Annotated in this window: 25 protein-coding genes and 2 pseudogenes; 13 read left to right on the forward strand and 14 right to left on the reverse strand. The window is 47.5% G+C overall.

The genetic code is table 11. From position 1 onward, the window contains the following. Window positions 1–2 precede the first annotated feature (2 nt). Both BMX45_RS08050 and BMX45_RS08055 read left to right on the forward strand, forming a co-directional pair. Window positions 3–1,070: an LLM class flavin-dependent oxidoreductase gene (locus BMX45_RS08050; RefSeq protein WP_090909215.1), complete on the forward strand. Its 1,068-nt coding sequence runs from the start codon at window positions 3–5 to the stop codon at window positions 1,068–1,070. Window positions 1,071–1,201: 131 nt separating this feature from the next. Continuing rightward, window positions 1,202–1,927 (forward strand): annotated as a pseudogene (locus BMX45_RS08055) (MFS transporter). A 539-nt stretch (window positions 1,928–2,466) separates the two neighbouring features. Here the strand turns inward: BMX45_RS08055 and BMX45_RS08060 are convergent. Further along, window positions 2,467–3,402, reverse strand: coding sequence for a ketopantoate reductase family protein (locus BMX45_RS08060; protein ID WP_090909216.1), 936 nt, complete (start codon window positions 3,400–3,402; stop codon window positions 2,467–2,469). 191 nt (window positions 3,403–3,593) lie between these two features. Between BMX45_RS08060 and BMX45_RS08065 the strand changes: the two genes are divergently transcribed. Continuing rightward, window positions 3,594–4,166, forward strand: coding sequence for a TetR/AcrR family transcriptional regulator (locus BMX45_RS08065; protein WP_090909217.1), 573 nt, complete (start codon window positions 3,594–3,596; stop codon window positions 4,164–4,166). A gap of 569 nt (window positions 4,167–4,735) precedes the next feature. Here the strand turns inward: BMX45_RS08065 and BMX45_RS08070 are convergent. The 4 genes from BMX45_RS08070 to BMX45_RS08085 form a co-directional block, all read right to left on the reverse strand. Then, entirely contained in the window at window positions 4,736–5,647 is a 912-nt protein-coding gene (locus BMX45_RS08070) for a DMT family transporter (protein ID WP_090909218.1), read from the reverse strand. A 44-nt stretch (window positions 5,648–5,691) separates the two neighbouring features. After that, window positions 5,692–6,072: a RidA family protein gene (locus BMX45_RS08075; RefSeq protein WP_090909219.1), complete on the reverse strand. Its 381-nt coding sequence runs from the start codon at window positions 6,070–6,072 to the stop codon at window positions 5,692–5,694. Window positions 6,073–6,194: 122 nt separating this feature from the next. After that, window positions 6,195–7,193: an alpha/beta hydrolase gene (locus BMX45_RS08080; protein ID WP_090909220.1), complete on the reverse strand. Its 999-nt coding sequence runs from the start codon at window positions 7,191–7,193 to the stop codon at window positions 6,195–6,197. A gap of 42 nt (window positions 7,194–7,235) precedes the next feature. Further along, complete coding sequence (locus BMX45_RS08085; RefSeq protein WP_090909221.1) at window positions 7,236–8,132, reverse strand: MBL fold metallo-hydrolase; 897 nt, start codon at window positions 8,130–8,132, stop codon at window positions 7,236–7,238. Between the two features lie 319 nt (window positions 8,133–8,451). Here BMX45_RS08085 and BMX45_RS08090 point away from each other — a divergent pair, with 319 nt between their 5' ends. After that, a complete protein-coding gene (locus tag BMX45_RS08090; protein ID WP_090909222.1) occupies window positions 8,452–8,997 on the forward strand; it encodes a helix-turn-helix domain-containing protein in 546 nt (181 codons plus the stop codon). Window positions 8,998–9,515: 518 nt separating this feature from the next. Here BMX45_RS08090 and BMX45_RS08095 read toward each other — a convergent pair. Both BMX45_RS08095 and BMX45_RS08100 read right to left on the reverse strand, forming a co-directional pair. After that, window positions 9,516–11,012, reverse strand: a complete 1,497-nt coding sequence (locus BMX45_RS08095; protein WP_090909223.1) for a monooxygenase — start codon at window positions 11,010–11,012, stop codon at window positions 9,516–9,518. Window positions 11,013–11,036: 24 nt separating this feature from the next. Next, window positions 11,037–11,594 carry a RidA family protein gene (locus tag BMX45_RS08100; protein WP_254777998.1) on the reverse strand — a complete coding sequence of 186 codons (558 nt, stop codon included), beginning with the start codon at window positions 11,592–11,594 and terminating at the stop codon, window positions 11,037–11,039. Between the two features lie 132 nt (window positions 11,595–11,726). Here BMX45_RS08100 and BMX45_RS08105 point away from each other — a divergent pair, with 132 nt between their 5' ends. Further along, window positions 11,727–12,203, forward strand: coding sequence for a MarR family transcriptional regulator (locus BMX45_RS08105; RefSeq protein ID WP_090909224.1), 477 nt, complete (start codon window positions 11,727–11,729; stop codon window positions 12,201–12,203). A 228-nt stretch (window positions 12,204–12,431) separates the two neighbouring features. On the opposite strand, the gene BMX45_RS08110 is transcribed toward BMX45_RS08105, so the two are convergent. After that, the gene (locus BMX45_RS08110) at window positions 12,432–13,364 is read right to left on the reverse strand and encodes an alpha/beta hydrolase family protein (RefSeq protein WP_090909225.1); all 933 of its coding nucleotides are present in this window, start codon (window positions 13,362–13,364) and stop codon (window positions 12,432–12,434) included. A gap of 200 nt (window positions 13,365–13,564) precedes the next feature. Here BMX45_RS08110 and BMX45_RS08115 point away from each other — a divergent pair. After that, window positions 13,565–13,930: pseudogene (locus BMX45_RS08115) on the forward strand (MerR family transcriptional regulator); the annotation flags it as partial. A 120-nt stretch (window positions 13,931–14,050) separates the two neighbouring features. Continuing rightward, window positions 14,051–14,272, forward strand: a complete 222-nt coding sequence (locus tag BMX45_RS32215) for an SIS domain-containing protein (protein ID WP_090909227.1) — start codon at window positions 14,051–14,053, stop codon at window positions 14,270–14,272. Between the two features lie 62 nt (window positions 14,273–14,334). Here the strand turns inward: BMX45_RS32215 and BMX45_RS08125 are convergent, their stop codons facing one another. After that, window positions 14,335–14,637 (reverse strand): Dabb family protein, encoded by a 303-nt coding sequence (locus BMX45_RS08125; protein WP_090909228.1) that lies wholly within the window; start codon window positions 14,635–14,637, stop codon window positions 14,335–14,337. A 23-nt stretch (window positions 14,638–14,660) separates the two neighbouring features. Beyond that, entirely contained in the window at window positions 14,661–15,230 is a 570-nt protein-coding gene (locus BMX45_RS08130; RefSeq protein WP_090909229.1) for an NADPH-dependent FMN reductase, read from the reverse strand. A gap of 193 nt (window positions 15,231–15,423) precedes the next feature. Here BMX45_RS08130 and BMX45_RS08135 point away from each other — a divergent pair, with 193 nt between their 5' ends. Then, window positions 15,424–16,302, forward strand: coding sequence for a helix-turn-helix transcriptional regulator (locus BMX45_RS08135; protein ID WP_090909230.1), 879 nt, complete (start codon window positions 15,424–15,426; stop codon window positions 16,300–16,302). A gap of 799 nt (window positions 16,303–17,101) precedes the next feature. Next, complete coding sequence (ilvB, locus tag BMX45_RS08140; protein WP_254778015.1) at window positions 17,102–18,814, forward strand: biosynthetic-type acetolactate synthase large subunit; 1,713 nt, start codon at window positions 17,102–17,104, stop codon at window positions 18,812–18,814. 142 nt (window positions 18,815–18,956) lie between these two features. Here the strand turns inward: ilvB and BMX45_RS08145 are convergent, their stop codons facing one another. Then, window positions 18,957–19,595 (reverse strand): TetR/AcrR family transcriptional regulator, encoded by a 639-nt coding sequence (locus BMX45_RS08145; protein ID WP_090909232.1) that lies wholly within the window; start codon window positions 19,593–19,595, stop codon window positions 18,957–18,959. 182 nt (window positions 19,596–19,777) lie between these two features. Between BMX45_RS08145 and BMX45_RS08150 the strand changes: the two genes are divergently transcribed. The 3 genes from BMX45_RS08150 (at window position 19,778) to BMX45_RS08160 (ending at window position 22,574) form a co-directional block, all read left to right on the forward strand. Then, window positions 19,778–20,536 (forward strand): SDR family oxidoreductase, encoded by a 759-nt coding sequence (locus tag BMX45_RS08150; protein WP_090909233.1) that lies wholly within the window; start codon window positions 19,778–19,780, stop codon window positions 20,534–20,536. Window positions 20,537–20,709: 173 nt separating this feature from the next. Then, entirely contained in the window at window positions 20,710–21,660 is a 951-nt protein-coding gene (locus BMX45_RS08155; protein WP_090909234.1) for an NADP-dependent oxidoreductase, read from the forward strand. Window positions 21,661–21,704: 44 nt separating this feature from the next. Next, window positions 21,705–22,574 carry an SDR family NAD(P)-dependent oxidoreductase gene (locus BMX45_RS08160; protein WP_090909235.1) on the forward strand — a complete coding sequence of 290 codons (870 nt, stop codon included), beginning with the start codon at window positions 21,705–21,707 and terminating at the stop codon, window positions 22,572–22,574. 241 nt (window positions 22,575–22,815) lie between these two features. On the opposite strand, the gene BMX45_RS08165 is transcribed toward BMX45_RS08160, so the two are convergent. Beyond that, entirely contained in the window at window positions 22,816–23,442 is a 627-nt protein-coding gene (locus BMX45_RS08165) for a TetR/AcrR family transcriptional regulator (protein ID WP_009593242.1), read from the reverse strand. Between the two features lie 164 nt (window positions 23,443–23,606). On the opposite strand from BMX45_RS08165, the gene BMX45_RS08170 reads away from it, so the two are divergent. Beyond that, window positions 23,607–23,969 (forward strand): winged helix-turn-helix transcriptional regulator, encoded by a 363-nt coding sequence (locus tag BMX45_RS08170; RefSeq protein WP_036659734.1) that lies wholly within the window; start codon window positions 23,607–23,609, stop codon window positions 23,967–23,969. Window positions 23,970–24,085: 116 nt separating this feature from the next. Here the strand turns inward: BMX45_RS08170 and BMX45_RS08175 are convergent, their stop codons facing one another. Together BMX45_RS08175 and BMX45_RS08180 are read right to left on the reverse strand one after the other, a co-directional pair. Further along, window positions 24,086–25,306 carry an MFS transporter gene (locus tag BMX45_RS08175; protein WP_090909236.1) on the reverse strand — a complete coding sequence of 407 codons (1,221 nt, stop codon included), beginning with the start codon at window positions 25,304–25,306 and terminating at the stop codon, window positions 24,086–24,088. A 50-nt stretch (window positions 25,307–25,356) separates the two neighbouring features. Then, window positions 25,357–26,781 (reverse strand): hypothetical protein, encoded by a 1,425-nt coding sequence (locus BMX45_RS08180; protein ID WP_090909237.1) that lies wholly within the window; start codon window positions 26,779–26,781, stop codon window positions 25,357–25,359. Window positions 26,782–26,976: the final 195 nt, after the last annotated feature.

Here is a 26,976-nt window from a genome sequence, read left to right on the forward strand (position 1 = left end):
CTATGAGCGGTCAAACGAATACGATGGAGATTGGAATGAGCACCTTCCTCCATGCTAATCCCGGAAATGGCGGTGTCTCGCATGCCGAGAGGCTGCGCCAAGCGATCGAAGAAATCCAATTGGCAGATCAGGTCGGCCTTGATGTTTATGCCATCGGCGAGCATCATCGCATCGAATACACAAGCTCGTCGCCAGCCGTCATTCTGGCAGCAGCTGCAGCTACAACGAAGCGGATCCGGCTCTCGAGCGCAGTGACGGTGCTATCTTCGGACGATCCGGTGCGGATATATCAGGACTTTGCAACGTTGGACGGTCTGTCGAACGGGCGAGCTGAGATCATGGCCGGACGGGGTTCGTTCATCGAATCTTTCCCGCTATTCGGCTATGATCTGAAAGATTACGAGGAATTGTATGAAGAGAAACTGGAACTGCTGTTGAAGATTCGCGCTTCCGAAAAGGTGACCTGGCGTGGCGGTCATCGCCCGGCGATTGACAACATGGGCGTCTATCCTCGTGCACAGCAGCAGCCTTTGCCTGTCTGGATCGGAACAGGGGGCAGCCCGGAATCGGCGGTTCGGGCCGGCTTGCTGGGACTTCCGATTGCCTTCTCTATCCTGGGCGGAGCGCCGCAGAGATTCGCACCCTTAGTCGAGCTTTATAAAGAAGCCGCCGTGAAAGCTGGTCACGATCCGAATAAGCTGCAAATTGCTACACATTCGCATGGCTTTATTTCGGATACGGCACAAGAGGCAGCTAAGCGGTATTACCCTGTCATGGCTGGCCAAATGAACCATATTGGACGTGAACGAGGCTGGTCTGCCTATACACGTGACTCGTACGATTCAGCCCGCAGCCTTCACGGCGCTCTATACGTCGGTGATCCCGAATACGTCGCAGAAAAAATCGTGCTGCTGCATAAGAATCTTGGCTTGACTCGCTTCATGATGTACATCGATTTCAGTTCATTGCCGCATCGCGACTTGCTGCGGACGATTGAGCTTCTCGGCACCAAAGTAGCGCCGATTGTCCGTAAGGAGCTCGCTCGTCAGACGCAAGGCCATAAAGCTTAAAACAGAGTACGAACGCTTGGAACGAGGAGGCTTGATTGAGCCGAGAAATGTAAGTCGGCGAATTGAGCACTCATTTTTTTGAATATGATTTCTATAAATTTAGAAATATAGAAATGAAAAGAGGAGAACATATGAGAAATTCATGGAAAATTTATATTTTAGCCATTGTCAGCTTTTTAGTCGGAACATCGGAATTCGTGATTGCCGGCATATTGGATATGCTTGCAAGTGATATTGGAGTGTCGGTAGCGGCGGCCGAGCAGTTGATTACGGTCTACTCGCTTTCTTATGCCATCGGCACCCCGATTCTTATTGCACTTACGGCAAAAATGGATCGAAGAAAGCTGATGCTGTCGGCTTTGGGATTATAACGCCGTTTCTTCTGGACATTACGGGAATGAGTGAAGGGATGGTAAACGTCGGGTTTGTTTGCGTTTGGGCTGGCCAGTCTCATCGGCTCCCAAGCTGGCGGTTACGGTGCAGATAACTGGGGTATCCCCCGTACGATGATTGGAGGCTTGCTCTTTCACTCGGGAATATTATTACTGACGGCGTTCTCCCATTCGTCCATGATCGTGTTGCCTTTGCTTATGTTATGGTCCTTTTTCGCTTGGTCGACGGGACCGGTTCAACAAGTTTATTTAATCGGCATGGCTCCTCAGTCTTCAGGGATCATCCTGAGTTTGAATAATTCTATTGTGCAGTTGGGCATGGCTGTAGGGGCTGTAATCGGAGGCATCGTTGTTGAAAGCATCTCGCTAGCATCCGTTGGTTTGCTTGGCGGAGCTTTCGTTGCCATTGGACTCATCCCGGCTATGATTTCATTATCCCTGCGTCGCCGATCTGCAGCTGCGTAACGAAACGGAGTGTAACCGGCAAAGCTGAAGTTTGAAAACCAAGTTTCTATATAAGTTGAACAATGATATCAGCAGAAGGAGGTAGCGGTGAAGGTGCTTTCGTTTCGGAATCATGTGCTTGCTTCTCCCGCATCCTATCACTCGCTTCCCTTTGAATCACAGACAGAGCAGGCCGCCGATTACTTCGGTGGCCTTCTGTGCATGTTATGTAAGCTTGATTATAGCTTCTGGATCGGGTATTAAAAAGGTAGGTAACTATGTATTTTCGCCGATATACCCGTTAAGCTGAACCGTATCATAAGTAGGGCGAAATTTGGGGTGTCGTGAAGGGGGAGGCTTATAGGTTCGTTATTGAGTAGGGATGCTAAAGAAATTTGTTATCCCCTCGACCCTGATAAATCAATGGAAGTATGAGCAACATGAACGTCGGCTCCCGCGAGTGGGTCATTATATTCGCGCAGGATTACGGTCTGCTGAATTCAATGCTCATCTCACATCTGACATTATAGATTAGAGACAAGAACATGTGATTAACTCCATTATTGTAAAGGGGTGTAATTGTAAAGCTTGTCCCAATTTGGCGTGGCTATGTTCGCTCTTTTCTTTAAGTCAGAAAAAGCTTGGTACAACGAAGTCATTTCGTTGGCAGATACCGCCTTATCGCTTAGCGTGGTTCTGCCGATTGGGGTTGCTAATAAAATTTTCAGCACGGTAAAAACCACCTTGCGATATTTTCGGACTAACTGTTGCTGATTCGCAGGCGTAATTGAATAACCATTTTTTATCAACACTTGATGGCCTTCATCTATTGCGTCAATGACGTGGGTAAGCAGGATTTTGTCCCTGGCCGCTTTGCGCAGATTCCCATTATATGAAACGGCAATGCGATTCAAAGGCAAGATCATAACGAAGTGGCTTTTCAGCCATTCATCCATATTTGTAAAGGTGATCGTATTATACCTTGTGTTCTTTAAAGCTTGGTCAATGACCGATCGCCAATTTAGTTGCTCTCCCAAGCCGCCGAAAACCAAGGACACCTTTGGACCGCGCAAGCAATTTACCCGACCGTTCTCTCTCCATCCGGCAAACGACTGAAAAGCAAAGGCAACCTTTTTCTCTACGGGGCTATTGGATTGCAAATAATGCCGCATTTCAATGGGACTTGCATTATTGCCCATAATAACAATATGTTTGCTTTGATTCGCTGCAAGGGCAGGAAGGACTGCTTCGAAATCCGGATATTTCATCACTACGAAGATAAGATCATAAACATCCTCCGGCTGTAATTCACGAATCACGTTTACTTTATCGACCGTTGTTCGGAGCTGTAAGTAATGGCGGATCACATTACCATTCTGCTGTAACTCATCCGCCCGCCGCCCTCTGGCTAACATTGTGACTTCGTTGCTCCCGCGCACTAACTCGTGAGATAAATAACTTCCCAATACCCCTGCTCCGTAGACCAGTATTCTCATGGTATTCCTCCATATTGATTGTTTTGGAAATAAAAAGTTTTTAAATATTTGACGGTTGTATTAAAAAACTTTCAAATTGATTGTATCTCCGTTCAGAATGTTTCGTCAATGTATTTTTAATTTGAAACCATTAAATTTAAAAACCTTTCGAAATGTGCTACATTGATTTATGCGGGATGGAGGAATGTTTAATGAATAAATTTGAAATAAGGACTCAGAAAAAGAAGACGGCAGTTGTTAATGCGGCATTAAAGCTCTTTAAAGAAAAAGGTTTCGTTCATGTCAGCATAAAGGATATTGCTGCTGAGTCCGGCGTATCATCCGTATCGCTGTATAACTATTTCGAAAGCAAAGAAGGGATTGTCAAGGAATGCGCGAACGTTTTGATGCAAAATACCCTTCATATGGCCGAAGAGATCATGAACCAAGACATCGATTTCAAGGATAAAATCATTCAAATCATGGATATTTGCGCCGATCAGGACTATCAATTGCTTAGTTCGCCTGGCGCCGTCGAGGACCATGTGTTATCGAGTCTATATAGTGAAAATACGAATAGAATTAGAATTCAAATGCTTCAAGAGCTTATTGAACTTGCGAGAAAGGAAGGAGCTATCCACTCTTCCATTTCTCTGGAGACTGTTCTTGAATTGTTAAACGCGATTGGAACCATTCAATTATCTTGGGCAAAATCAGGAAACTATAAAGAAAAGATGGCTGAGATGAACCGTCTGCTGTTATTTGGGTTGATTGGCAATGGTTAATGTTCGATTTGCGTAATGTGGGTATGTGTTGGATGCGTGGGAGTGGGATGAGGTTATTTATGGATCTCTAGAGATTTCGACACTTCTCGCTTGGCGGAATCGCTGGGTAACTTCACGGAAAAGACGGAGTGCTTTTCGATTTCGCTCTATAGATGATACGGTGAACCGTACCATAAGTAATGACGAAAAATTGCTCTGTCTTATGAAACAAAAAGGATGGGAAGGAACTTCTGAGACTCTTGGTTTCAGAGGTTTCCTTTTTCTAATCTGAGCTCTTGCAGTGCATGATACGACCTTACTCACACTGCGTGGGATAAACACTCTTGGTTGAAGTTGGAGAGAAATATGGGATTGAGTAGGATTCTAAGCGCCTGTGCATTAAAGCACCCCAAAAAATCAGGAAGTGAAAATGCGTAGTTAACAACATACTCTCTGAACGCTACCCTAATTTTGCAGTGCTGTCTTTTCCATTATAAAATCCAAAGGGAGCCCTGATATAAAGGGCTCCCTTTGGATTGTCGTAAGTCCTCAATCTTTTTCTTGTGAGCCTCGATTACTGTGTAGGCTTATTATCTCTCGGTAGGGGATAATTTCAGTTTATCGTCTTGTGTTTTCCTTGTTCTCTGTCCCTGAACAGTGGCTAGAACTACGCCGGAAATGATAAGAACAGATCCTGCCACTTGCGTTAAGGAAATCGGGGTGCCGAGCGTGATATAACCTAAAATCATGGCGACAAACGGTTGTAAATTCAGAAACAGGGAAGCTTTAGCCGCCCCTACCTTGCGAATCTGCGCATTCCAGATTACGGCGCATAAGCCCTGAATAAGCAGCGCCGAACCGACCAAGAGAACCCACCACCAAAAGTGAGGCTGTAATTGTACGTTAGGCTCGCTCCAGACCGCCACCGGGTATACCGAGATGCAGCCGAGTACGGTGGTATACACCGTTGCGACAAACGCATCCATACGTTCCGTCAGCTTTTTCATGAGGATCATAGATCCCGACAATGCCAACATACAGATAAACATGATCCAGACGCCTTCGGTAATGGCTGTGCCCATGCTTCCGCCAGTTCCAACCACGAAGAAGACACCGGCGAGGGCGACAATTGAGCCTGCAGCCATGCGTATCGTTAACGGCTCTTTCAAAAATAAGCGGGCAAACAGCGCCGTGAAAATTGGAGCTAACGATAAGATGAGCGAAGCTGTGGTTGCGTCCGTTGTCCGGAGACCCGTAAAGAAAGAAACTTGGTGAAGCAGCATTCCGATTAGAACAAAGGGGACCAAATAAACGGAGTCGCGGAACGTAATCTTCGTCAAGCCACGGGTTGCAACCAAATAAATAAGCAGGAACGCCGATGAAACCAGAAGCCGGTATGCCGACAAATGTAAGGCGGGGAATGCTTCCAGCAGCAGCGAGCCTAAGACGAAGTTGCTCCCGTAAAGGGCTGCGCAAAACAAGAGAAGCAAATAAGTTCGCAAGCAGATGCGCCTTCTTTCACAGAAATAGGGATAATGGAGCGGATTTAAATGCGTTTGACTGCGATAAGCTCTATTTCAATCTTGGCGCCTTTTGGAAGTTTAGACACTTCTACGGTTGCTCTGGCAGGGTGGTGATCGCTGAAATATTGGCTGTACACTTCATTCATTTGCTGAAATTGCTCTAAGTCGGTCATGAAAACGGATGTTTTTACAACGTCTGCTAAAGATAATCCAGCTTCAGCTAAGACGGCTTGCAGGTTCTTTAATATTTGATGGGTTTGGTCAACGATGCCTTCTTTCAGGTTTCCTTCGGCATCAATCGGAAGCATGCCCGACGTATACAAGGTATTTCCTAAAGCGATGGCCTGCGAATAAGGGCCGATAGCTGCGGGTGCTTTTGTTGTTGTAATAGCGGTATGGCTCATCGTATTTAATTCCTCTCCGTCTCTTGGATAAATGGGTGAAGAAAAAGGCCCAAGGCAACATTGCCCGGGCCTCTCTTTAGGCAAGCAATATAATCTTGAAGTTCGCTTGTGCAGCGGCAGCTTTACTTCGCCGGCGCGTATGCTTCATCCAAGAAACCGCAGATGGCTTGAAAAGCCTGAAGTCTGTTTTTCTCCAGCAATACCATGTGCGTCCCTTCACCGATTTCCACCCAGCGGCGATAAGCGGCCCCTGTCAGGGAAGTGAAGAAATTCTGGGCCAATTCAAGAGGGACATCGATATCCCACTCGGCATGGACAAGAAGGACAGGAACCGTGATATCCTTAGGATCATAGTAAGCTTTGCCAGCCGTCCAGTATTCGCGGATATCCAGAATAGGGCCGTTGGTCGCCCGGATATGCTCGGGATGATCGGTTAAGCTCCCCGGATCCGAAGCAAGAGTGGCTTCGACCCATTGTTCAAACCAGCCGTCCGGAATCAGATCACCGCGTTTATGCTCTGGCGCCGCGCTAAGCCAGCGTTCCTTCGTGTTGCCGGCAGCAACAAGGCGATACGAACCGAGCGGGCCTCCGGTATCGATCGGAACCGGTTTGGAGCTTAGCCATTGCGGCGCAACAAGCGTAAGCTTGTTTACTTTCTCGTTGTTTTGGCTGGTATAAGCTCCCGCAACCGTTCCCCCCCAAGACATACCCAGTATGTTGACCTTCGTTAAATTCCGGCGTTTCAGAACGTAGTCTACGGCTGTACCAAAATCCCGAACCCCTGTCTCCGTGCGGACAAGCGGCGGATTAAGGTCAGCAGGCTGCTCCATCTCGGGCGGTCTTGTCGAGCCGCCGTAGCCGCGAACGTCCACGGCATAAACGTCATAGCCATGGCTGGCAAGGTAGTCCAGAAAAGTGAAGCCGTCCAGCTCCACGTCGTACAGACTGCCAATTGAATAGGTAGCGCCATGAACCATTACGATTGTTTTTTCGTTAGAGAAGGTAGTCATGGAAGCGGGACGTTTATTTCGTATATAAAGCTCGATTCCGGGCGTATCGCTCGGGATACGCAGGTCTTCGGTCACGATAGGGTTATCTTTAAGAAAATCATGGGTTGTCATAAGCTCAGCGCCTTTCGTATTGGACTTTGTTGTCAGGCTGTATTAAATAAAGTTCCACTTATACTTGCCCCCGCTGCGAGTCACGTACCCCGCCGCGGTTCCGGGGAAATGCGTACTGAAATAAATGACTGGGCGATCCGCGATGAGCTCCAGCACCTGGAGCCGTGAACTACGCGCTTGATCGGTAAATTCGCAGTACATGGAATTCCATTCCGGATTATAGACCTGAAACGGATGATGCATTACATCGGCGCCGAATAAAGCTTCTTCTTCGCCGGATTTAAGCCGGATAGACATTTGGCCAATGCTGTGGCCGGGTGTCGGAATGAATGTAAATAAATCAAGGAATTCTCCGCCCTCAGGGCCAATGGTCTGCGTTACGCCGGCTTCAACAACAGGCAATACGCTTTCTTCGTAAACGTTAAAGTTTGCTTCGTTTGCTTTGTTGTGGCTGTCCTCGCTGGAGTAATATTGCTGCTCTGCGAGGGGAAATACGTATTTGGCATTGGGGAAGGTCGGTACCCATTTTCCATCCACAAGCTTTGTATTCCAGCCGACGTGGTCCACATGCAGATGCGTCAGCAGAACGTAGTCCACTTCCTCCGGTGTAACCCCAGCCTCCTTCAGCCGCTCGAGATAGGGGAGCCGGAGATTGGCGAGATCGGGATTTAAAGGCAAGTTTTTATCGTTTCCTGTAGCCGTATCGATAAGGATCGTATGCTTCGGGGTTTTCACCACCCACGTTCCAATGCTGACGATAAGCTGAGAATTGCCATCGATCAGGCCAGCCGGAAGAGAGTTCCGATTCTCCTCCAGGAACAGCGGGTTCCACGATCCCGGAAAATATACTTCCGGCGGAATACCGTCAAGCATCATCTCCGTGACACGCGTCACGGTAACATCACCGACTCGATAGATCTTGGGAATATTAGCGGTCATTCTATTAACTCCTTTCGTCCTTCTGCATATCCCTTTAATCCGGATAACAAGGTGCATCAATGTGTTTCGTTTCTTTTATCCATGAAAATTTCGCTGTAAATGAAAATAATTCTGTTGAAATGAACGGTGCTCAGATACCCGGGTAAGATTCGTTCGTCAACCTTAATTAAATGGTAGTCCAATAATGGCGCCAAATCAACGTTTTTACACCGTAATTCCGCACTAGTGAAAGGGCTTGATATTGCTCATGTTTACGCCTATTATAAAGTTATAAATTTCGCCGACAGCGAAATTTTATCGAAATTTAGGAGGCTTGCATATGAATTCGATCGGCGAAGCCATTCGAAGCACGCGAAAAAAACAGAAATTAACGCTCAAGAAGGTAGCTCAAGCGGCCTCTGTATCCTTATCTTTTCTCAGTGAAATTGAACGCGATAAGGCGAATCCGTCCATCAGTGTTCTGAAGCGCATAGCGAATGCATTAAACGTGAATTTTACCGATTTGTTCGGCGAGGAGAAACGAAGCATTATCGTTAGGAAAAACGAGCGCAAACCTTTGGTGCATTCCGAAGGTTCCCGTATTACCTGGTACGCGCTCAGTCAAGGAAGCAGCAACCGAATGGGACCGATATGGGGAGTGTTGGAAGAAGGAGCGGCTTATGGCGACATCGGCGTCGGCCATAGCGATGGCGAGGAATTTCTATTTGTCCACTCCGGGCGTTTGGAGTTTATGCTGGGCAATGAACGTTACACGCTCGAAGAAGGGGACAGCATCTATTATGATGCCAGAATCCCCCATAGTTATAAGAATATCTGGGATGGCGAAACGCTGCTAATAGCGGTTGCTACTCCGCCTACTTTTTGACGGAACGGAATTGGAGGTACATCCGTACGAACCGCAGAGGATCATTTATAAAGAACAGCGGAAGGGACCCCCTTTAGTATTTTTCGCCGATGGCGACGTTAAGCTGAGCCGTATCATGTAAAGCTACGGGCGCATCTTGCAGAGGAGCATGAGATCGAAGCGGAAATTACGCCTCAGTATCGGTAATCCAAGCCGGCTTGCTGGACAGGGAGATGACGCCGGACGTGCGCTGGCCTTGAAGATTCGAATATCCAGCCGACTGAACCGTCATCTTTCTTTATACTGACATTCCTGCAATGGGATACGGCATCGAAAATGAACTGGCGGTGCGTTTCCACTAGAGCTGTCCTCAAAACCAAGATAGCCATAACGTAGAGGAATTATGGAATCAAGTTTTATCTCAGCCTGAGAATAAGAACTTGATTCCATTGACATAATGGACGGTACTTGTTTTCAATCATAAACAGACCTTGCCGTAGCTGGGTAAGGGGGAGGCATTACACACCTCAAACGAATTACTACACGGTAATATTTCCGCACCAGCGAGTGATTCCTTCATTTATGGTTTGCATTGGATTCGGATCGGATAGAGAAATCGCCCAGGCAATATGTCCATCCGGCCGAATCAGCGCCGTGTGGACGTCGTTCCAATCCGCGTCTGCCTCAGCCACAGATGCATGCACAACTTGAAGGTTGCTATACGTTTCCCATTGACCGCTATGCTGTTCATTAGAATGGAAATGCAACAGAAGAAAAGTACCTTTGTGCAGGAGCGGATAGGAGTTCATCAATCGTCCATCTTTCAGCTTTAAGCTGAGATCCTTGAACCGTTTCCCGTTTAAAGGATGGGAAGACGCTTCGGCGTCGGGTGCATAATGTACATCCATGGCGGAAATCTGTGCAGCGATTTGATAATTAGCCTCCGGTATTTGAATCAGATCAGACAGCATGCTTCGCAGTTCCGTGATGGAAGGAGTCACGTCCAGAAGCAGGGTTTGGACCTCGGTATTCCGGAGCAAGGCCGTATTCCATGGGAAACGTTCGGCATGATAACTGTCCAATAGCCAGTCCGGAGCCCAGCCTTTGATTGCTCCTGCAAGCTTCCAGCCTAAGTTCATCGCTTCTTGTAAGCCGACGTTCATTCCCTGTCCACCAGCGGGAAAATGAATGTGCGCCGAATCTCCGGCCAAGAACAATCGACCATTCCGATAGCGTCCCGCTTGCCGCGTCGCATTTCCGAAACGGGACATCCATTTCACATCGTTCAATCCCAAGTCGCTTCCGGTCGTACGGATGAGCGATGAACGAAACTCTTCCAATGTAACGGTCTCATCCTTAGAGATGTTACGTCTCTCCATATCGATCATCAAGACTCGATAGATATGATCATTGATTGGCATGATGCTGACCAATCCTTGTTCTGTAATCCGGGATATGACACTCATAGGAGCCAAATCAGATAGAACGGCATCGCCCAGAATCGCTGTGAAGGTCGCATCTGTACCTTCAAAGGATATATTTGCATGTTTGCGGACCAAACTTCTAGCTCCATCCGTGCCTACCACATAAGCTGCTCTTAACGTTGTTTCGCCACGAGGTCCCGCGATCTTAACGTCAACTCCATCCTCATCCTGATGCACAGATAGAGCCTCAACTTCTCTCCAGACCTTTGCGCCAAGGCTAAGCGCCCATTCCTCCAGCACCTTCTCCGTCTCACTCTGCGGTAGAAAGAGCGTGTGGTTGGAGGAAGAATCCAGCGCGGAGAAATCCAAAGGGGTTTCTAATCCGGCGAAATGACCTCTCGAAAGTAAGCGGCCTTGCTTGATTAATTGTGATTTCACTCCACGCATATCTAATATTTCAAGGGTGCGTGGATGTACGGTAAGCGCACGTGAATATGGAGTTGTCTCCTTTAGTCGCTCAATGACGCAGACCTTTACACCGGCTAATGCCAATTCCCCAGCCAACATCATGCCGACAGGACCGCCACCGATAAGAATGACTTCATATTTCATATAAACAACCTCTTTTCTTAAACATTATGGGAAGATCACGATAGCGTCTATTTCGATAAGCCATTCAGGATCGGCTAGTGCTTGAACGCCTATATAGGTACTTGCTGTCTTCGGCCAGTGAGGGCCAAACACATAGAATCCTGCGTCAAAAATAATCGAAATCAATTCTGGGCTGTGGTTCACCACAAAAATATTCATTTTTGCAATGTACAATGGATCCGCTTGCGCGGCTTCCAATGCATACTTAAGATTGGTGAACACTTGAATCGCTTGCGCGTAATAGTCCCCTGAACCGACCAATGCTCCTGTTTCATCTACAGAAACCTGACCAGAGATGAAGGCCAGTTTGGAGGCAGTAGTTACCACGACATGAGAAATGACAGATGTAACCTTATCCGTCAGTGTCTTCGGATTCACGATTTCCATAGGCAGGCATGCTCCATTTCCATATTTATAAATCTTCTCTTGAAAAGTGGATAAGTGTTTCCAGCCACCTCCTTCATCAATTATTGTTTCGTTAGAACCTTTTTTATTGCTTGTTAAAACAAGTGTGATGGAAATTATATATAATTTTTGTTTCATATGAAACAATATTATTGTACTTGGTTGCCATTTATCCTGTCAACCCCAGTCTCAATATGAGTATGCCTGTTTGTTTCTCAGAGAACAATCTATGATATAATAAAACAAATAAGTCGAGGAGCCAGCATAATCATGGAAACTGCCAGTAAGAACAAAACCGCTATTCATGAATTTTTCGTTCAGTTTCTTGAGCAAAAAGAGCAATATGAAACCCGAATAACTGCCACATACCTGGAGGATATCCGGAAGCATATTGAATCGGAATTCAGCTTGAATATGACGGAACTGCACACCATTGCGTGCATTGGAGAGCAGGAGCCGATCAATCTCACTTCCATCGCGGAGAGAATAAATTTAAGTAAAGGAAATACCTCCAAGATCGCAAATAAATTACTAAAGGCAGGTTGGGTGCGAAAGGCCCAGTTCAACGACAACAAAAAGGAAGTGTATTTTCGGCTAACGCCTGTCGGCAAAAAGCTATTTGCCGCTCATGATGAGCTTCACGCGAAGGAAAGGCAAAGAATGTACGAATTTTTGGAAAGATATAACGAAAGCGAGCTCGAATTTATTAAACGGCTGTTTGGAGATATGGTTGACTTCTATCGCTAAACGTACCTCAACAAACCGTACATGAATACGCCGCCTTTTAGAAGGCAAGAAGCGATCCGGCCAAACGAGGCGGGAGATGGGGCCTCCGCCTTCAAAGGATCTCCGATCCGAATAGATGGGGTATGGTACCCACAATCTTTTGATTTTTTGCTGCTGATCAGAAAAAGAGAGTGAGCTCCCTCACAGGCATTGGGCCGGCGGGGGAGCTCGCTGTCTTTCTCTAGAGCTTTATTTGGATTCAATTCGACCAATTGAATGGGGCGTCTCGGACAAAGTCTGTTTCACTGCCGACCAGTTGGTCTGCTCAATATCGAGTACATGTCGAAGGTAAGCCCATGTAACCTTCTGGATCAGGGCGACTCGTTCTGGGTTTTCGTCTGTTGTTTCTTTAACCTCGTAACCAGCGATGCCTCCAAGTGAGTGTTCTGCACCAAAAAGGGTGAGCAGGCTCTCGGCTCCCGGGCTGAGGAAGTAAGGGTCGGTCATCCAATCCGGCCCGCGAACGGTCAGCTGATATTTGTTAGGAGTGTCGTCCTGATCCCCGACGACCACGAGGGTGGGCTTGGTCATGTGCTCGAAGCTCACGTTCAGATGCGGCATCTTCTCGGCCGCGAACGGTGTCAGGCTGTCCCCACCTTGCCCAGCGGTGGCGAATAGCACGCCTGCTTTGATGCGCGAGTCGGACAGGTCCTCTTCCTTCTTAGTCTCGGGGTTGAGGACTCGCAATCCTAACAGGTTGCCCGCCGTCTGGCCGCCGAAGGAGTGTCCGGCTGTGGCAATGCGGCTTCGGTCAAGGCGCCCGCTGAGGCCGGGAACGGCAGATTCCAGGAAATCAAGCTGATCAAGGATGCGCTTCATGTCTTCCACTCGGAAACGCCATATCCGTGGTGTGCGGGGATCGTCCTGAGGGAGACCCAATGTCCTTGAGTCGAGATAGGTAGGTTGAATGACTACGAAGCCGTGTGCAGCCCAGAAGTCAACCAAGGGGCCGTAACCCTCCAACGATGAGCCAGAACCGTGTGAGAAAACAATAATAGGTAAGTTGCGACCGGTCGTCGGCGCGGAGACTCTCACTTGCAGATTCTCGCCACGGCCTGGGGCTGGAAGCACTATCGGCTTCACCGAGACGACTGGAGAGGGTGCGGTAATCTTTAGTTCCATAATAAATGTTCCTGCCCTTCTTAAGATAGATTTTTGCCGGGAGTTTTCTCCCTGACAGATCCCATAATAAAAGTTGGAGTCGAATCCAAGTCAAGGGCCGAAAACAAAATAGTTGATTAAGGATAAATGATGGAAATAAGTTTGACTTGGAGTATGCTCCAAGATGTATAATGCTCAAAACGGCAATTTAGGGAGGAGACATAATGGAAGAACAAACTTTTACGATCAAGCAAGTCGCCGAGCAAACCGGTATTTCCGAGGATACAATCCGCTATTACGAAAAGATCATGCTGCTGCCTCAGGCAGAACGTAAGGAAAACAGGCATCGCTTTTATCGAAGAGAGGACATTTATAGGATCAAGCAAATAACCTGCCTCAAAAAAACGGGAATGTCGCTCGAGGCTATGCGGCCATTTTTGGCTGCCTCAGTCGACTCCGATTCCGTTCATTATCCTGAACTGGTGGATCAATTAAGAAGTCAACGTGAACATATTATGATTCAAATTTCCTCGCTTCAGCAGATCGTTGATTTTATTGACATAAAGCTGAAAGAAGGTAGGGTCCAATAATTAAAGCTCGATACGGGCTTTTTTATACACGATCGAGTTGTAATCAACGCAGTTACAGCTGTGGCGGTTACAACAAATCAAATATTGGAGGTGAAATGATGAAAAATTTAGTTACAGGTGCAACATGAAAATTTGAACATTATTGTATCCGGATACGATTTACGTCCAGGAGAAACCCTCATCATCGTCACTAATAGCGGAATAAATGCGGTTCCGATTGAAGTTGCATTGGAGTGTAAGAAACGCGGTCTGCATGTGTCTGCCTTGACGAACCTTAAACAAATCGGAAGAGCGTTCCCGACATTCGAGCGGTATGCAATTTTTCGAGGTGTCGGATGATGTCCTGGATACCTGTGGTGCCCCCGGAGATGCCAAACTTAGCATGACAAGTATCGGGAACATTAAGCAAACGGGTAATCCATAACGACGATTCCTTCAACAAACGGGCCAATGGATTGCAATAAACTTTGATGCAAGGGGTGCTGAATATAATCCCGGCAAGCCTGTTGATCCTCGAAAGTGACTCTGATTCCCAATGTTAACCCGTGCATATGCTCTATTTCCTCCGTAACGTTAATCCCGGCGCTAAGCTCCACGATCCCCGGAATGTTCCCTTTAAAGTCATATGCGCGCTGTATTGCACTTTCTTTTACTTCAATAGAAACATCGGGCTTGAATTTCAATAGCACGATATGCTCAAACATATTACTCCCTCCTAGGTTTCTGGTTATTTTTGACTTTGGAGCTGCTTCAATTGGGAGAGCTCTTTCATCCATTTCACGAAATTGTCAGTTACAAGATCAAGGTACTGAATGGTAGGATCATCAGTCAGCTCACCCTTCTCGTTAAACTTCTCATGAACAAGACCAATGTACACTTCATTTCCAGGCAACAGCGGCGAGGAAATACCGGATGCGAACAGAATGTCACGCAGATGGCCCTGCGCTTTGACCGAACCCAATAATCCCATGGAAGATCCGACGATCCATGAGGGCTTCCCGATCATGACTCGATCCACGCGGGATAACCAGTCAATCGCGTTCGCCATGACGCCGGGAATAGTCGAATTATATTCCGGAGTGATCCACAACACCGCATCGGCAGCAGCGACTTTCGCCTTAAAATCGATAACCGGCTGCGGCGGAACAGACTCGATATCCTGATCGTAAAAGGGGAGGTCCCGAATGTTCAGCACATCCAACTGAAAAAGATGCTGATAACGGTTTTGAATATAACGGGCTAACTTCAGGTTGTATGATTCCTTGCGAATGCTTCCGACTATGGCGGCTACTTTCATTTTCATCACCTCAATGATAGGGTCTGAATGGAGTTGAGCAGGTGGGGCCGATCATCACTGTCTATCCATTCTTGCTCTTCCTCCTAAGGAGGACATAAACTAGTCTAAATGGACCCGAAGAGGCTAGGAAGAGATCTAGTTATCGTAGGATTGGGAATCCTACGTTCATGAAGGGGTAGGAGGTATGGAGAACATGGCAAACAGATTGGACCGTTATGAGGAATTGTCCCGTTTTTTGCGTTCACGCCGTGAACGAATAACCCCAGAGCAAGCAGGGGTGCCGGATTCCGGACGGAGACGAACACCCGGACTTCGCCGCAGCGAGGTAGCTCTGCTGGCAGATGTGGGATTGGATTGGTACACCTATTTGGAACAAGGGCGTCATATCAACGTATCCGCTGAGGTCCTTGGTCGAATAGCGAAGGTGCTTCGGTTAGATGAGTCGGAACGCAGGCATCTGTACCATCTTGCCCGTAAACAATTTCCCTTGACCGGTACGAAGCAACCCTCTAAGGTAACGCCGGAGCTTCAACGTTTTTTGGATAGCCAGAACCTTTCCCCTACGAATGTGATGGATGCGCGCATGAACATTATTGCCTGGAATGATGCTTACTGCGCAATAAATGGGAATCTCGCGGTTATGTCGGAAAGGGAGCAGAATTTGGTGTGGATGACCTTTACTTCTCCCCGTTTCCGCTATCTAAAGGGAGACCAGTGGGAACTGCATGCCAGGCGAATCGTTGCTAATTTTCATGCCGGGTATGCTCGTCACGTCGACGATCCTTGGTGGTCCGAGCAGTTCGAGGCGCTTTCACAGGCTAGCAGGGAGTTTCGAGCATTTTGGGATTCCCATGAGGTTCTCGATGCTATTGATGCTCCTAAGACGCTGCATTGTCCGAATCTCGGGATCTTGAATTTTGATCTTGTTTCATTTCATTACTTGAACGATTCTAATTTGACCGTTTCCATTCATGTTCCTCATCCCGATGGCACGGTGGATAAGATGCAGCAACTGTTAATCAATTATCAGAGCCAGCATTCAGAGGAGCTTGAATCTTCTTCAAGAGTTTAGAATAGGAAGGCAATCATAAATGGGTTAAACTTAACGGGTACAAGAGCTCAATAATCATAAAGCAGCATAGTATTCATTCGGTTTGAAAAAAAGTCGAGTCTGTGCTATTATCAGAAAAATCCAAACATAGCGAAGAAGAGAAGGCTATGCAATAGCGTTTATGTCCAGAGAGCGGAGGGTTTGCTGAAACCTCCGTCGTAACGCATGTATAGTGTCGTCTCGGAGCTGTTGACCGAACGCGGAAGGCGTGATAACACGCCCGCAAGTAGGATCAACCGGCCTGGCATCCGTTAACATGCTGCAGGTAAAGCATCGGCTTTACCTCATGAGACTGCAATTGCGAGGTTGCAGTAAACCTGGGTGGTACCGCGATTCCCCTTTCGTCCCAAGGCTTCTAGCATTGCTATGAGCCTTGGGAAGGAAGGGGTTATTAGTTTAATACCAACAGGCGATGAAGAGAAAGCCGGCAAGGGCGGTTATGCCCAGAGAGCAGAGGAAACGCTGAAACCTTTGCCTTAACCCTTTGTATGGTGTCGTCTCGGAGCTGTTAACCGAAAGCGCGGCTGGTCTTTTTCTGTCCCGCAAGTAGGCTTAACCGAAATGGTGCTCGTTAACGCGCCGCAGGTAAGGCATCGGCCTTACCTCATGAGGCTGCATTCGCGAGGGTGCAGCGAACTTGGGTGGTACCGCGAAAAAATCCCCTTTCGTCCCTGTATGAGCTGACCGCTGTCAGTTTGCTCAGGAGGAGAGGGGGTTTTATTTTGCAAAGGAGGCTGCCCAAGTGGAACAACAATTAGGAATGACGAATGAAACAGCGACGCCATCAGAGGAATATATCACCGGTTCGGAGGTGCTTTTGCGCGGCTTGCTGCAGGAAGGCGTAGAGTGCGTATTCGGTTATCCTGGAGGTAATGTGCTCTATATTTACGACGCGATGGTACATCAGCCAGAATTCAAGCATATCTTGACCCGGCACGAACAAGGCGCGATCCACGCGGCGGACGGCTATGCCAGGTCAACGGGGAAGGTTGGGGTATGCATCGCGACATCCGGTCCCGGAGCAACAAATCTGGTGACCGGGATTGCAACCGCCTATATGGATTCGGTGCCGCTGGTGATCATAACGGGGAACGTATCTACGAATGTCATGGGCTCGGATGCTTTTCAGGAAGCGGACATCATTAGCATCACGATGCCGATTACGAAGCACAGCTACATGGTTCGCGATGTACACGAACTTCCTCGCATCATTCATGAAGCGTTCTACATTGCAAATACGGGCCGCAAAGGTCCTGTCTTGATCGATATTCCAAAAGACGTGACCAATCAGCGGATGGTATATCGTCCAGCGGACACGGTCCGGTTGCGAGGATACCATGGAGCCCCGGAACCGAATCCGGCGGAAATGGATGCGCTGCTTCAGGCGATTGCGGAAGCGCGCAAGCCGGTTATTATCGCAGGCGGCGGCGTTGTCTATTCGAACTCCTCGCAGGAGCTGATCAAGTTCGTCCACACTACGCGGATTCCGGTCGCGACCACTCTGCTCGGCCTCGGCGGGTTTCCGAGCGATGACGAGATGTGGCTGGGCATGCTCGGACATCATGGCGTATATGCGGCGAATATGGCGGTACAGAATGCGGATCTCATTATTTCGATCGGCTCGCGTTTCGATGACCGGGTCACGATGAAGCTGGACGGGTTTGCGCCTCAGGCCAAACGTATCGCCCATATCGATATCGATCCGGCGGAAATCGGCAAGAACGTCAAGACAGATCTTGCATGCATCGGCGATATTAAAAACTTGCTGGCTTATGCGAACACGAAAGCGCAAGCAGCCCAGACGGGCACCTGGCTTGAGCAGCTTCAAGAGTATAAGGTGCAGCATCCGCTTCGGTATACCGATTCGGATACAGTCATTAAGCCGCAATATGTGCTCGAGATGATTAGCGAGACGACGCAAGGAGAGGCAATCATCACCACCGATGTAGGCCAGCACCAAATGTGGACCGCGCAGTTTTACCGCTTCAAGCATCCTCGCTCGCTCATCACGTCGGGCGGTCTTGGCACGATGGGCTTTGGCTTCCCGGCCGCGATCGGCGCTAAAGTCGGAAATCCAGATCGTCTCGTCGTTTCGATCAACGGCGACGGGGGCATGCAGATGTGCGCGCAGGAGATGGCGATCTGCGCGATTCATCAGATTCCGGTCAAGATCGTGGTCTTGAACAACCAGGTGCTCGGCATGGTTAAGCAGCAGCAGGAATTGATGTACGAGCGACGCTACAGCCAGATTGATCTGTCCGGCAGTCCGGACTTCGTCAAGCTAGCGGAAGCATACGGGATCAAGGGATTAAGGGCAACGAACAAGGATGAAGCCTCCAAGGTCTGGTTAGAGGCGCTGCAGACGACAGGACCTGTGCTCGTCGAGTTCGTCATCCCGACCAATGAGAATGTGTACCCCATGGTGCTTGCCGGTACGACGCTGGACCAAATGATTCTAGGGGACGACGAATAATTGCGCTGAACGGGTAACATTAACGTTGAATGAAAAAGCGAAAGTCTAGGACATTATTTTCTCGTCCATGGCTGTCGCTTTTTCGATTTCAAGGGGTCAACTAACGCTTTATTTACGCCGGAATCGGATATGGACGCTTCACTTACGAAATGGCTTGCAAAATATGAACGATCTTCCTTTCCATATCGGAGTCGTCAATCATTTTCAGATATTCAGGTTTTAGCAATTGATACTGCTTCATGTAGTAGAAATCCATAATCGCTTGTTTCAAGGTGATATCATACTGAATCGAAAATGACGGCTCGATAAAGCGTCGCAGCACAGCGTCATCTTGAACCATAAACAACACGGCATTCAATCTGTTGAAAATCTGTTGCTCCATACCGGATTCAAAAAAAGTTTGCAAGCTTTTATTCCGGTTCTGTAGGGCAACGGACAGATTCTCAAAATGGTGTGGATAAAATTCCTTCAGATCTTGCAAGAACAAATCAGAGATATACGCGGCACACATCAAAGATTGTAAAAATGTTAATTGAAAACGATCCAAAAAAGAGACGGCATCGTCTTTCACAACGGTGTCGGCCTTCTTCGAATAATCAATGTAATAATCCACGACTTGTTCGATGATGTCGTCTTTGGAGGAAAAATGCTTATAGAGCGTCACTTTGCTGATATCCATATATTTAGCGAGATCGTCGACTTTCAGTTGGCTGAATTTTGTTTTTCTTATAATGGGTTTTATTTTTTCCACATAGGTATCTACACTCACAGCTTTTCTCACGGATAAGTACCTCCCTTTGATGCCTATACAACATATTATAACAAATATGCTGCCCTTTATGTATGAAATTAATTAAATGAACTAATTTAATTAAATTAGTTTACTTAATAAATTTATTGCTGTATAATCGCTCCTGTACCTAATCATCCGATTACGGATTATACAAAGGGAGGACGATTTAAATGGAACCATTCAGTAAGGGCAAATTTTCTGACAAAAAGGTCGTGATAACGGGAGGCAGCAGCGGAATCGGCCTTGCGGCGGCGAAGCTGCTGGTGGATGAAGGCGCACGCGTTCTGATTACTGGACGTACTCAGGCGACGCTGGATGCGGCTCGTGAACAACTCGGAAGCCACGCGATCGCGGTCTTAAGCGATGCCGCCTCATTGAAGGATATCGCCGCATTAGCCGATCGAGTGGAGTCTGAATTTGGAACAGTAGATGCCCTGTTCGTTAACGCTGGTGTCACGGGGTTTGTCCCTTTCGAAGCAATGACAGAAGAAAAGTACGACGAGATACTTACAATCAATGCCAAGGGACCGTACTTTACCGTGCAGAAACTCGCTCCGCTGCTAGGCTCAGGGAGCGGGGTAGTCCTTACCACCTCAATCGTGAACGTAGTGGGTCTCCCAATGCTCAGTGCTTACGCAGCTAGTAAGGCGGCGCTGCGCTCCATGACTCGAGGTCTGGCGCGCGAGTTATTACCTCGAAATATTCGCGTCAACGCAGTCAGTCCCGGCGTTATTGACACAGGCATCATGGAAAAGTCAATGCCGGCAGAAGCTGCCGAACAGACAAAGGCACAGATGAGACAGCAGATCCCAATGCTGCGTTTAGGCGATCCGGTCGAGGTTGCCAAAGCCGTAGCATTCCTGGCATTTGAGGCCACCTATACCACAGGGGCTGAGTTCCCTGTCGATGGAGGCGGCTCCCAGATCTAAGCTCCTCAGTTCGCACACCTGACTATTAAGCGAGGGAAGGGGCATAGCTTCCCCTCATGACACCCTGCCTTCTAGTGAATTTTATAGTTTAGGAGTTCGTTGTTTTCCTTGGAAGACCGTTCGAAATCACAGAGAACGCGATTTTATCAGAGCAAAATGGAGGGAACATCACAATGGAGAATACCATGCGGACCATCCGGTTTCACGAATACGGAGAACCAACGGATGTCTTGTGCTTGGATGAGGTGGCGATCCCAGAGCCAGGGCCGGGACGCATTCGCGTGAGAGTACGCGCTTGCGGCTTAAATCCGGTTGACTGGGTGACGTGCCAAGGCCATTTTGCCGGTCAATTGCCCTTGCCTCGCGGAATCGGGCTGGACGTGGCCGGTATTGTAGACGCAATCGGAGAGGGCGTAACCGATGTTGCCATCGGCGATGCCGTTCTGGGTGGGGCAGATTTCATGAATGGATCGAGCGCCGGTGCGTCGGATCAAGCGATTATGTACTATTGGTTCCGCATGCCGGCCGGACTCGACTTTGTTCAAGCTGCAGCGTTGCCAATGGCAGTCGAAACCGCTTACCGTGGCATTGATACTCTTGGGGTGAAATCGGGTCAGACCGTACTCGTGCACGGAGCCGGCACCACGGTAGGGTTCGCGGCCGTTCAAATTGCCCTCATGCGCGGTGCCCGTGTGATCGCAACCGCTGGACCCACCTACGCCGACAAGCTCCGCTCCATGGGGGCGTTGGTAACCTCGTACGATGATGGAATGGTCGAACGAGTGACCGAACTGGCCAAGCAGCCGGTTGATCTCGCCCTGGATACCGCGCCAATCAGCGGTTCATTGAAAGATCTGGTCGAAATCGTCAACGGGCATCCCCAGCATGTCCTAACCGTCAGCGATTTCGCCGCAGCCGCTGAACTTGGCGTTCGCACCAGCTTTGGAGAACTACATACCGCACGTTATGACGTTGTCGGCGACTTTGCCGGGTACGCAGCGGACGGCAAGTTCACGATTCCGGTCGCGAAGACTTTCGAACTCGAAGAATGGCGTTCAGCTGTTCAAATCAGCCTGAGCGGGGGTGCCCGCGGCAAACTGATCCTCCTGCCCGACTCCGACTGATGAACACATTAACCGATGAAATTCTGAATGAAGGAGGACATGCATTGAGTAAGAACCAACGAGAACATATTGCACTGATTACAGGCGCAAGTAACGGGATCGGGTTGGCATTGACCCGGAAAATGCTGTCGGAGAACTGGCAGGTGGTTGCTTTGAACCGGTCGGATTTTCCAGCGGACGATAGATTCCTCCAAAATCATCTCAAGGACGGACGGCTCCGAGCCTATAAAGTGAAGGATCTCACCGATTATGGCAGCTTGAGGCACTCTTTGGAAGAAATCAAAAGCAAGGAACAGCGGATCGATATTTTGTTTAACAACGCCGGAGGAGGCTTAAGTGAGCTGCGCTATTCGAAACAAGGCCGCGAATTGCATTATGAATTGTTGACGGTCGTTCCTTTTATAATTCTGATGGAATTGAAAGAGCTGTTGAAGAACGGCAGCTTAAAAACCGTGATTAACACTTCGTCGCAGGTGTTTAGATTTACGAAGGAGTTTACGATCGAAAAATTGGAGCATCCCAAAACCTTCCGCAAAATGTATGGACCCTATGCGACTTCAAAGCTGGCTCTTTCGTTGTGGACCCAAGCCGTCGCACCGCAGCTTGCAAAGGAAGGCATCAAGATCCGCAGCGTTGACCCAGGCATTAACAATACGCTAAGAAAAGGAAAAGATTCCGGACTGACCGCAGGGTTTGAACTGTTTATGAAGTTTTTTTCCTCTCCGCCTACTCATGGAGCCAACCTATTATATGAGGGAGCTCTCGGCAAAAACAGCAATGAGACCGGCGTGTTTCTGTTCAAAGATCGGATTGCGGACTTGAAATTTACAGAACATGCGCAGCGTGTGCTGGAAAAAATCTCCGATATATATAGCCTTGAATATCTTGGAGGGAATGTTCAAGTTAATGGCTGAGTTCCAGAAGTGCAAAGCGCCGGTTGGGTTGGAACGGCCGTTAACCTGCTTGCCAAGGGAGATGAAAGCAATTTCTGCCTGACTGTGAGTCAAAAAATATACTCACTTCGATCTAAACCAAATTGGTATTAAAGCAAATAAGGTCATATTACAGCTGAGCAGATCCAGGATTATTTTCTGACATTTGCTCGGCTTTTTTTGTTTAGGGAATAAGGGAAAGGGAAGGGATTTGTATGCTCAATCAATCCTCCCGAATATCGTGTTCAACAGATAACGAATCCCATACGCTCATCAAATGAGTTATGGCAGCTGCAATTTCCTCGTATGGAACACCGTCTCGGGCTTGTGTAGAAATCCCTCGTAAGAAGGTTTCAAATAACGTAATCACCATGGAGATATCCGTGGATCCTGGCAACTCCCCGTTGGTTATGGCTCGTTCTATACAATCTTTGATCCACCCCCGGACTCTCTTTCTTTCCTTTGACAGAAGGTCTTGGATATGTTGTTGCTCAGGAGAACAGTTAACTGTGGACAAAACCAACAGACAACCTAAAGGGTGAGTGTTCTCTGTCTGGAACCGAGCTGCTTCTAGCAATCCCATTTCCATGGCTGCTCTCGACGTTATGTTTGTATTTTTGAAAGTTTCCGAAGCATGTCCATACATCGATATGTAGCGATCAATCACTTCACGGAACAGTTCTTCTTTTGACTTAAACGCTGCGTAGAAACTTGCAGATGATATATCTCCCATTGCGGCCTTTAACTGAGCCAGTGAAGTGGATTCAAAGCCATATTCCCAGAAAAGAATCATGGCGGCGGCAACCGCCTCGTCACGATTAAATGTACGTGGACGTCCTGTTCGCGGCATAAGATGACCTCCTTTATTAATTTTATACTAATCGATCCAGAAATTCTTGACAAGAATTGAGCTGTTTGAACATAATATATGGAATGAATGGTCTGTAATTCGAATTGGCTGAAGAGAGACAACTTACTTTTACACAATCTTTTCTAATAAGGATGTGTCGACAGATGATAAACTTTAGAGACAAAGAATATCGGTGTACCTCGGAAATTGTACTCGGCTTAATCAGTGGGAAATGGAAGATATCCATTTTAAACCGCTTAGCAAAAGGTCCAGTACGGTACAATGAGCTGCGACGGGAACTTCCTGAAGCAACCCAACGCATGGTTACGATGCAGCTAAGAATGCTAGAAAGCGACGGACTTATTATTCGCAAGGTTTATCCAGCTTCACCGCCAAAAGTGGAATATTGCTTGTCTCGGCTAGGCGAACAACTGGCCCCTATGCTCACGATGTTATGCGATTTTGGAACCGACTATATCGAAAGCTTTCCCGATGAAGTATTGTACACAAATCACAAGAATGCATAAAAAAGCTACAATCTGTCCATTTACCATTCATCTTGCCTTGAATCGGGCTGCTCTTGTCACTCGAAAAGCAGGAGGTACTTTTCCCAATTACCTCCTGCTGCATTTATATGTCTTAATTATATATTTCCTTGGTATTGCTCATGCAGTGCATTATTCTCTTTAGTCGTACTGACAGTTCCTTGCTTCAAACGATAGTTGACCCATGCCAACACTGCCGCGAGTACGGCCACAATCCCACCAGACCAGGAAAGATCAATAAGCTTCATGTTCGTAGTGATAATTCCACCTAAAGCGGATCCGATCGCAATGCCAACATTGTTGGCAACGGAGGTTAAGGATGAAGCCAAATCTCTTGCCTCCGGAACATGCTCATCGGCATAATCAATGAAGTACAACTGCATCGTCGAGTTCATAAGATAAACAACGAGAGCCATGAATGAGATGCTGACCAGTCCCGCAACAAGAGAGCCGGAAGTAAAATAAAGTGACACCAAGATGACGGCTTGAGCCAGAAGCACATAGCGAATTTTTCTCATCCCGTCACCGACAGCCAGCTTTCCTCCGATTAGCGTGCTGAAAATAGACACAACACCATACAGTAAAAAGATGAGACTAATATAACGGGCCGGAACAAAAAGCACATCCTGAAGCAAAGGAGCTAAATACGTATAGATGCTATAAGTAGCTGCTATGCTTAACATCATAATGGCGAAAGCAAGCACAATTCTGGGGTAAGCGAGCAATCTGAGTTGTTTTGTGAGTGAACTGTGTTTTCCTTTTAGTCCTCTAGGAATGGTTGCGATGCTTGTTATCAAAGAAATGATTCCTAATACTGTGGTAAACCAGTAGGCCAAATGCCACCCGCCCCATTGTCCGATAAAAGTGCCAAGGGGTACGCCAAGGACGCTCGCCACAGTGAAACCAGTAAAGATGATAGAGATCACCGGCCCTCTTTTTTCTGGAGGCATGACTTCACTTGCCACTGACATCGCGAGTGCAATCAAGACGCCGGTAACCACGGCCGTGATTATTCTGGACACCAGAAGCAGGCCATATGATCCTGATAAAGCCGTAACGATATTCCCCACAATAAATATACTGAGCAAGACAAGGATGAGCGGGAATTTGGAAAATCGGCTGAATAATGCCGTGAAGACCGGGGTCCCTATAGCAAAGGTAAGCGCAAAAGCCGTCACCAGAAAGCCTGCAGTCGATATGGCGATTTTCATATCTGCGGCAATTTCAGATAATAATCCGACCATCAAAAATTCACTGGTCCCTAGAATAAAGGTCAATAAAAATAAATTCATTGTCAAAAACTTTTGTTGTCTGGTCAAAATAGGTTCTCCCTTTCTATCCAAAATGTCGGCGGATTTCATTTCACGACTTACAGTACTAGAAATTGCGTACCGAAGCCTTTGCCGGAAACATAAGCCGCTTCCAGTTCCTCCTGATCTCCTTTATCCAATAAAACTACATTTTCGGGATATAGTTTACCTAGTAAAGCCCGTAGGACAAGTTCATTTTTGCCAGTCGGAATGAAATGGATGCCATCTGCATTGGTGACTAATCCGGAGTGCGAGAGAATGTCTTCAGCAGGGTGCCAGTGGAGGTATTCGCGCTTTATAAATTCGCTCCCAGCATTGCTGTTTATCTGTGGCCGATATAAAAAGCGCTGCCCCCTAAAAAGCTGACCAAGATCTACTGCAAACTCGCTGCCTTTCATCTCGATACTGAACTGTAGAGTCGTTCGATCTGTAATTGTATTTGGCAGCAACCGGGCAATCGATGGTTCATCGTAATCCTCCCCATACTCAGGAAGCAATTTATTGTCTGCCGGTGTTCCTTTTCCTGCCTCCGTACGGGGCGCGGAATAATAATCTTCATATTCATAATCGAAGGAGACCGCAGTCAAACCTTCTCCATCAACTACCTGTATCGTTTGTACTGGATGCCATCTCAGGAGATAGCGGGATGCCGTACGGGCAGACTCACCCAAACCAGCCGGCAAAACGGTACCTAAACGATATTGGAAGCCGTAACCGGCCTTTTCGAGCCCTGAGCTAACCACACTTTGTGCATATTGGATGATCGATTTATGTGTCAATTTTTTCTTGAACAGTTGCGTTAAGAATACTTCCCGGGATGGCTCCAGAAAGCGCAATCCTTTGAATTCTCTATATTCCTTGACCTCAAACGGAACCTCTTCCCAATTAGCAAATGGCAACAAGGCATCCCGAAGTAAAACGAATTGGTGTAAGTATTCATTATAAATCTGCATAATCCTTGGTCCGCCGAATGGTCCCCAAACCTGAGCAGTGGCTTCCGGGGTCAGCGGATGACCATAACAGTGGCTTCGAAATTCCAGTTCACTAAGCGTTTCTGACCCATACTCAGCCAATGTCTTTTTCTCAGCATTGATTTCTCTGGCCCAGCTTACCAATTGTTCTCCGATGCGTACCGCTTGAGCTCTAATCTCTGTACCGGCATGATCTTCAAGTTCCAATGATTTTAAGGGCAAAGAAGACAGGCGTCCGGAAATCGCCAGATTGGCTAGCAGGCTATCTAAGAGTACTGTCGGATCGCTGTTCACTGGTTCGCCCAGCTGAACCAGCATGGCCTCCAGCATTTTATCGAGTTCGATAACAATTTCTTTGGCTCGATATACGCCTGCAGGCAAATTCCAATCCATGTTCGAGTTTTCGCCCTGTCTGATGGAATTGACTGGTTTGTTATCAATGAACTGTTCAATATCTATGGTTTCTCCCCAAACGATTTTCTTCTCTTTCAAAATAAGTTGATATTCCTTCATTTCTTAGCACCTCACCTATGATTTTTTTAACGACCGTGTGTCGCTCAATTAATTATGGATCGATCGTTCTGTATGTAAGGTTATCACCCTGACCAATTGGTGAAAAGTACGCACTTTTTTGTGTGAACGGAACATTTTTGTGGGGTAGGATACATTTTGATACTTAGAAATGGATTAGAGACAAAGACCGTAATA

Origin of the sequence: Paenibacillus sp. cl141a, assembly GCF_900109305.1 — a bacterium.
GTDB lineage: Bacteria > Bacillota > Bacilli > Paenibacillales > Paenibacillaceae > Paenibacillus_AQ > Paenibacillus_AQ lautus_A.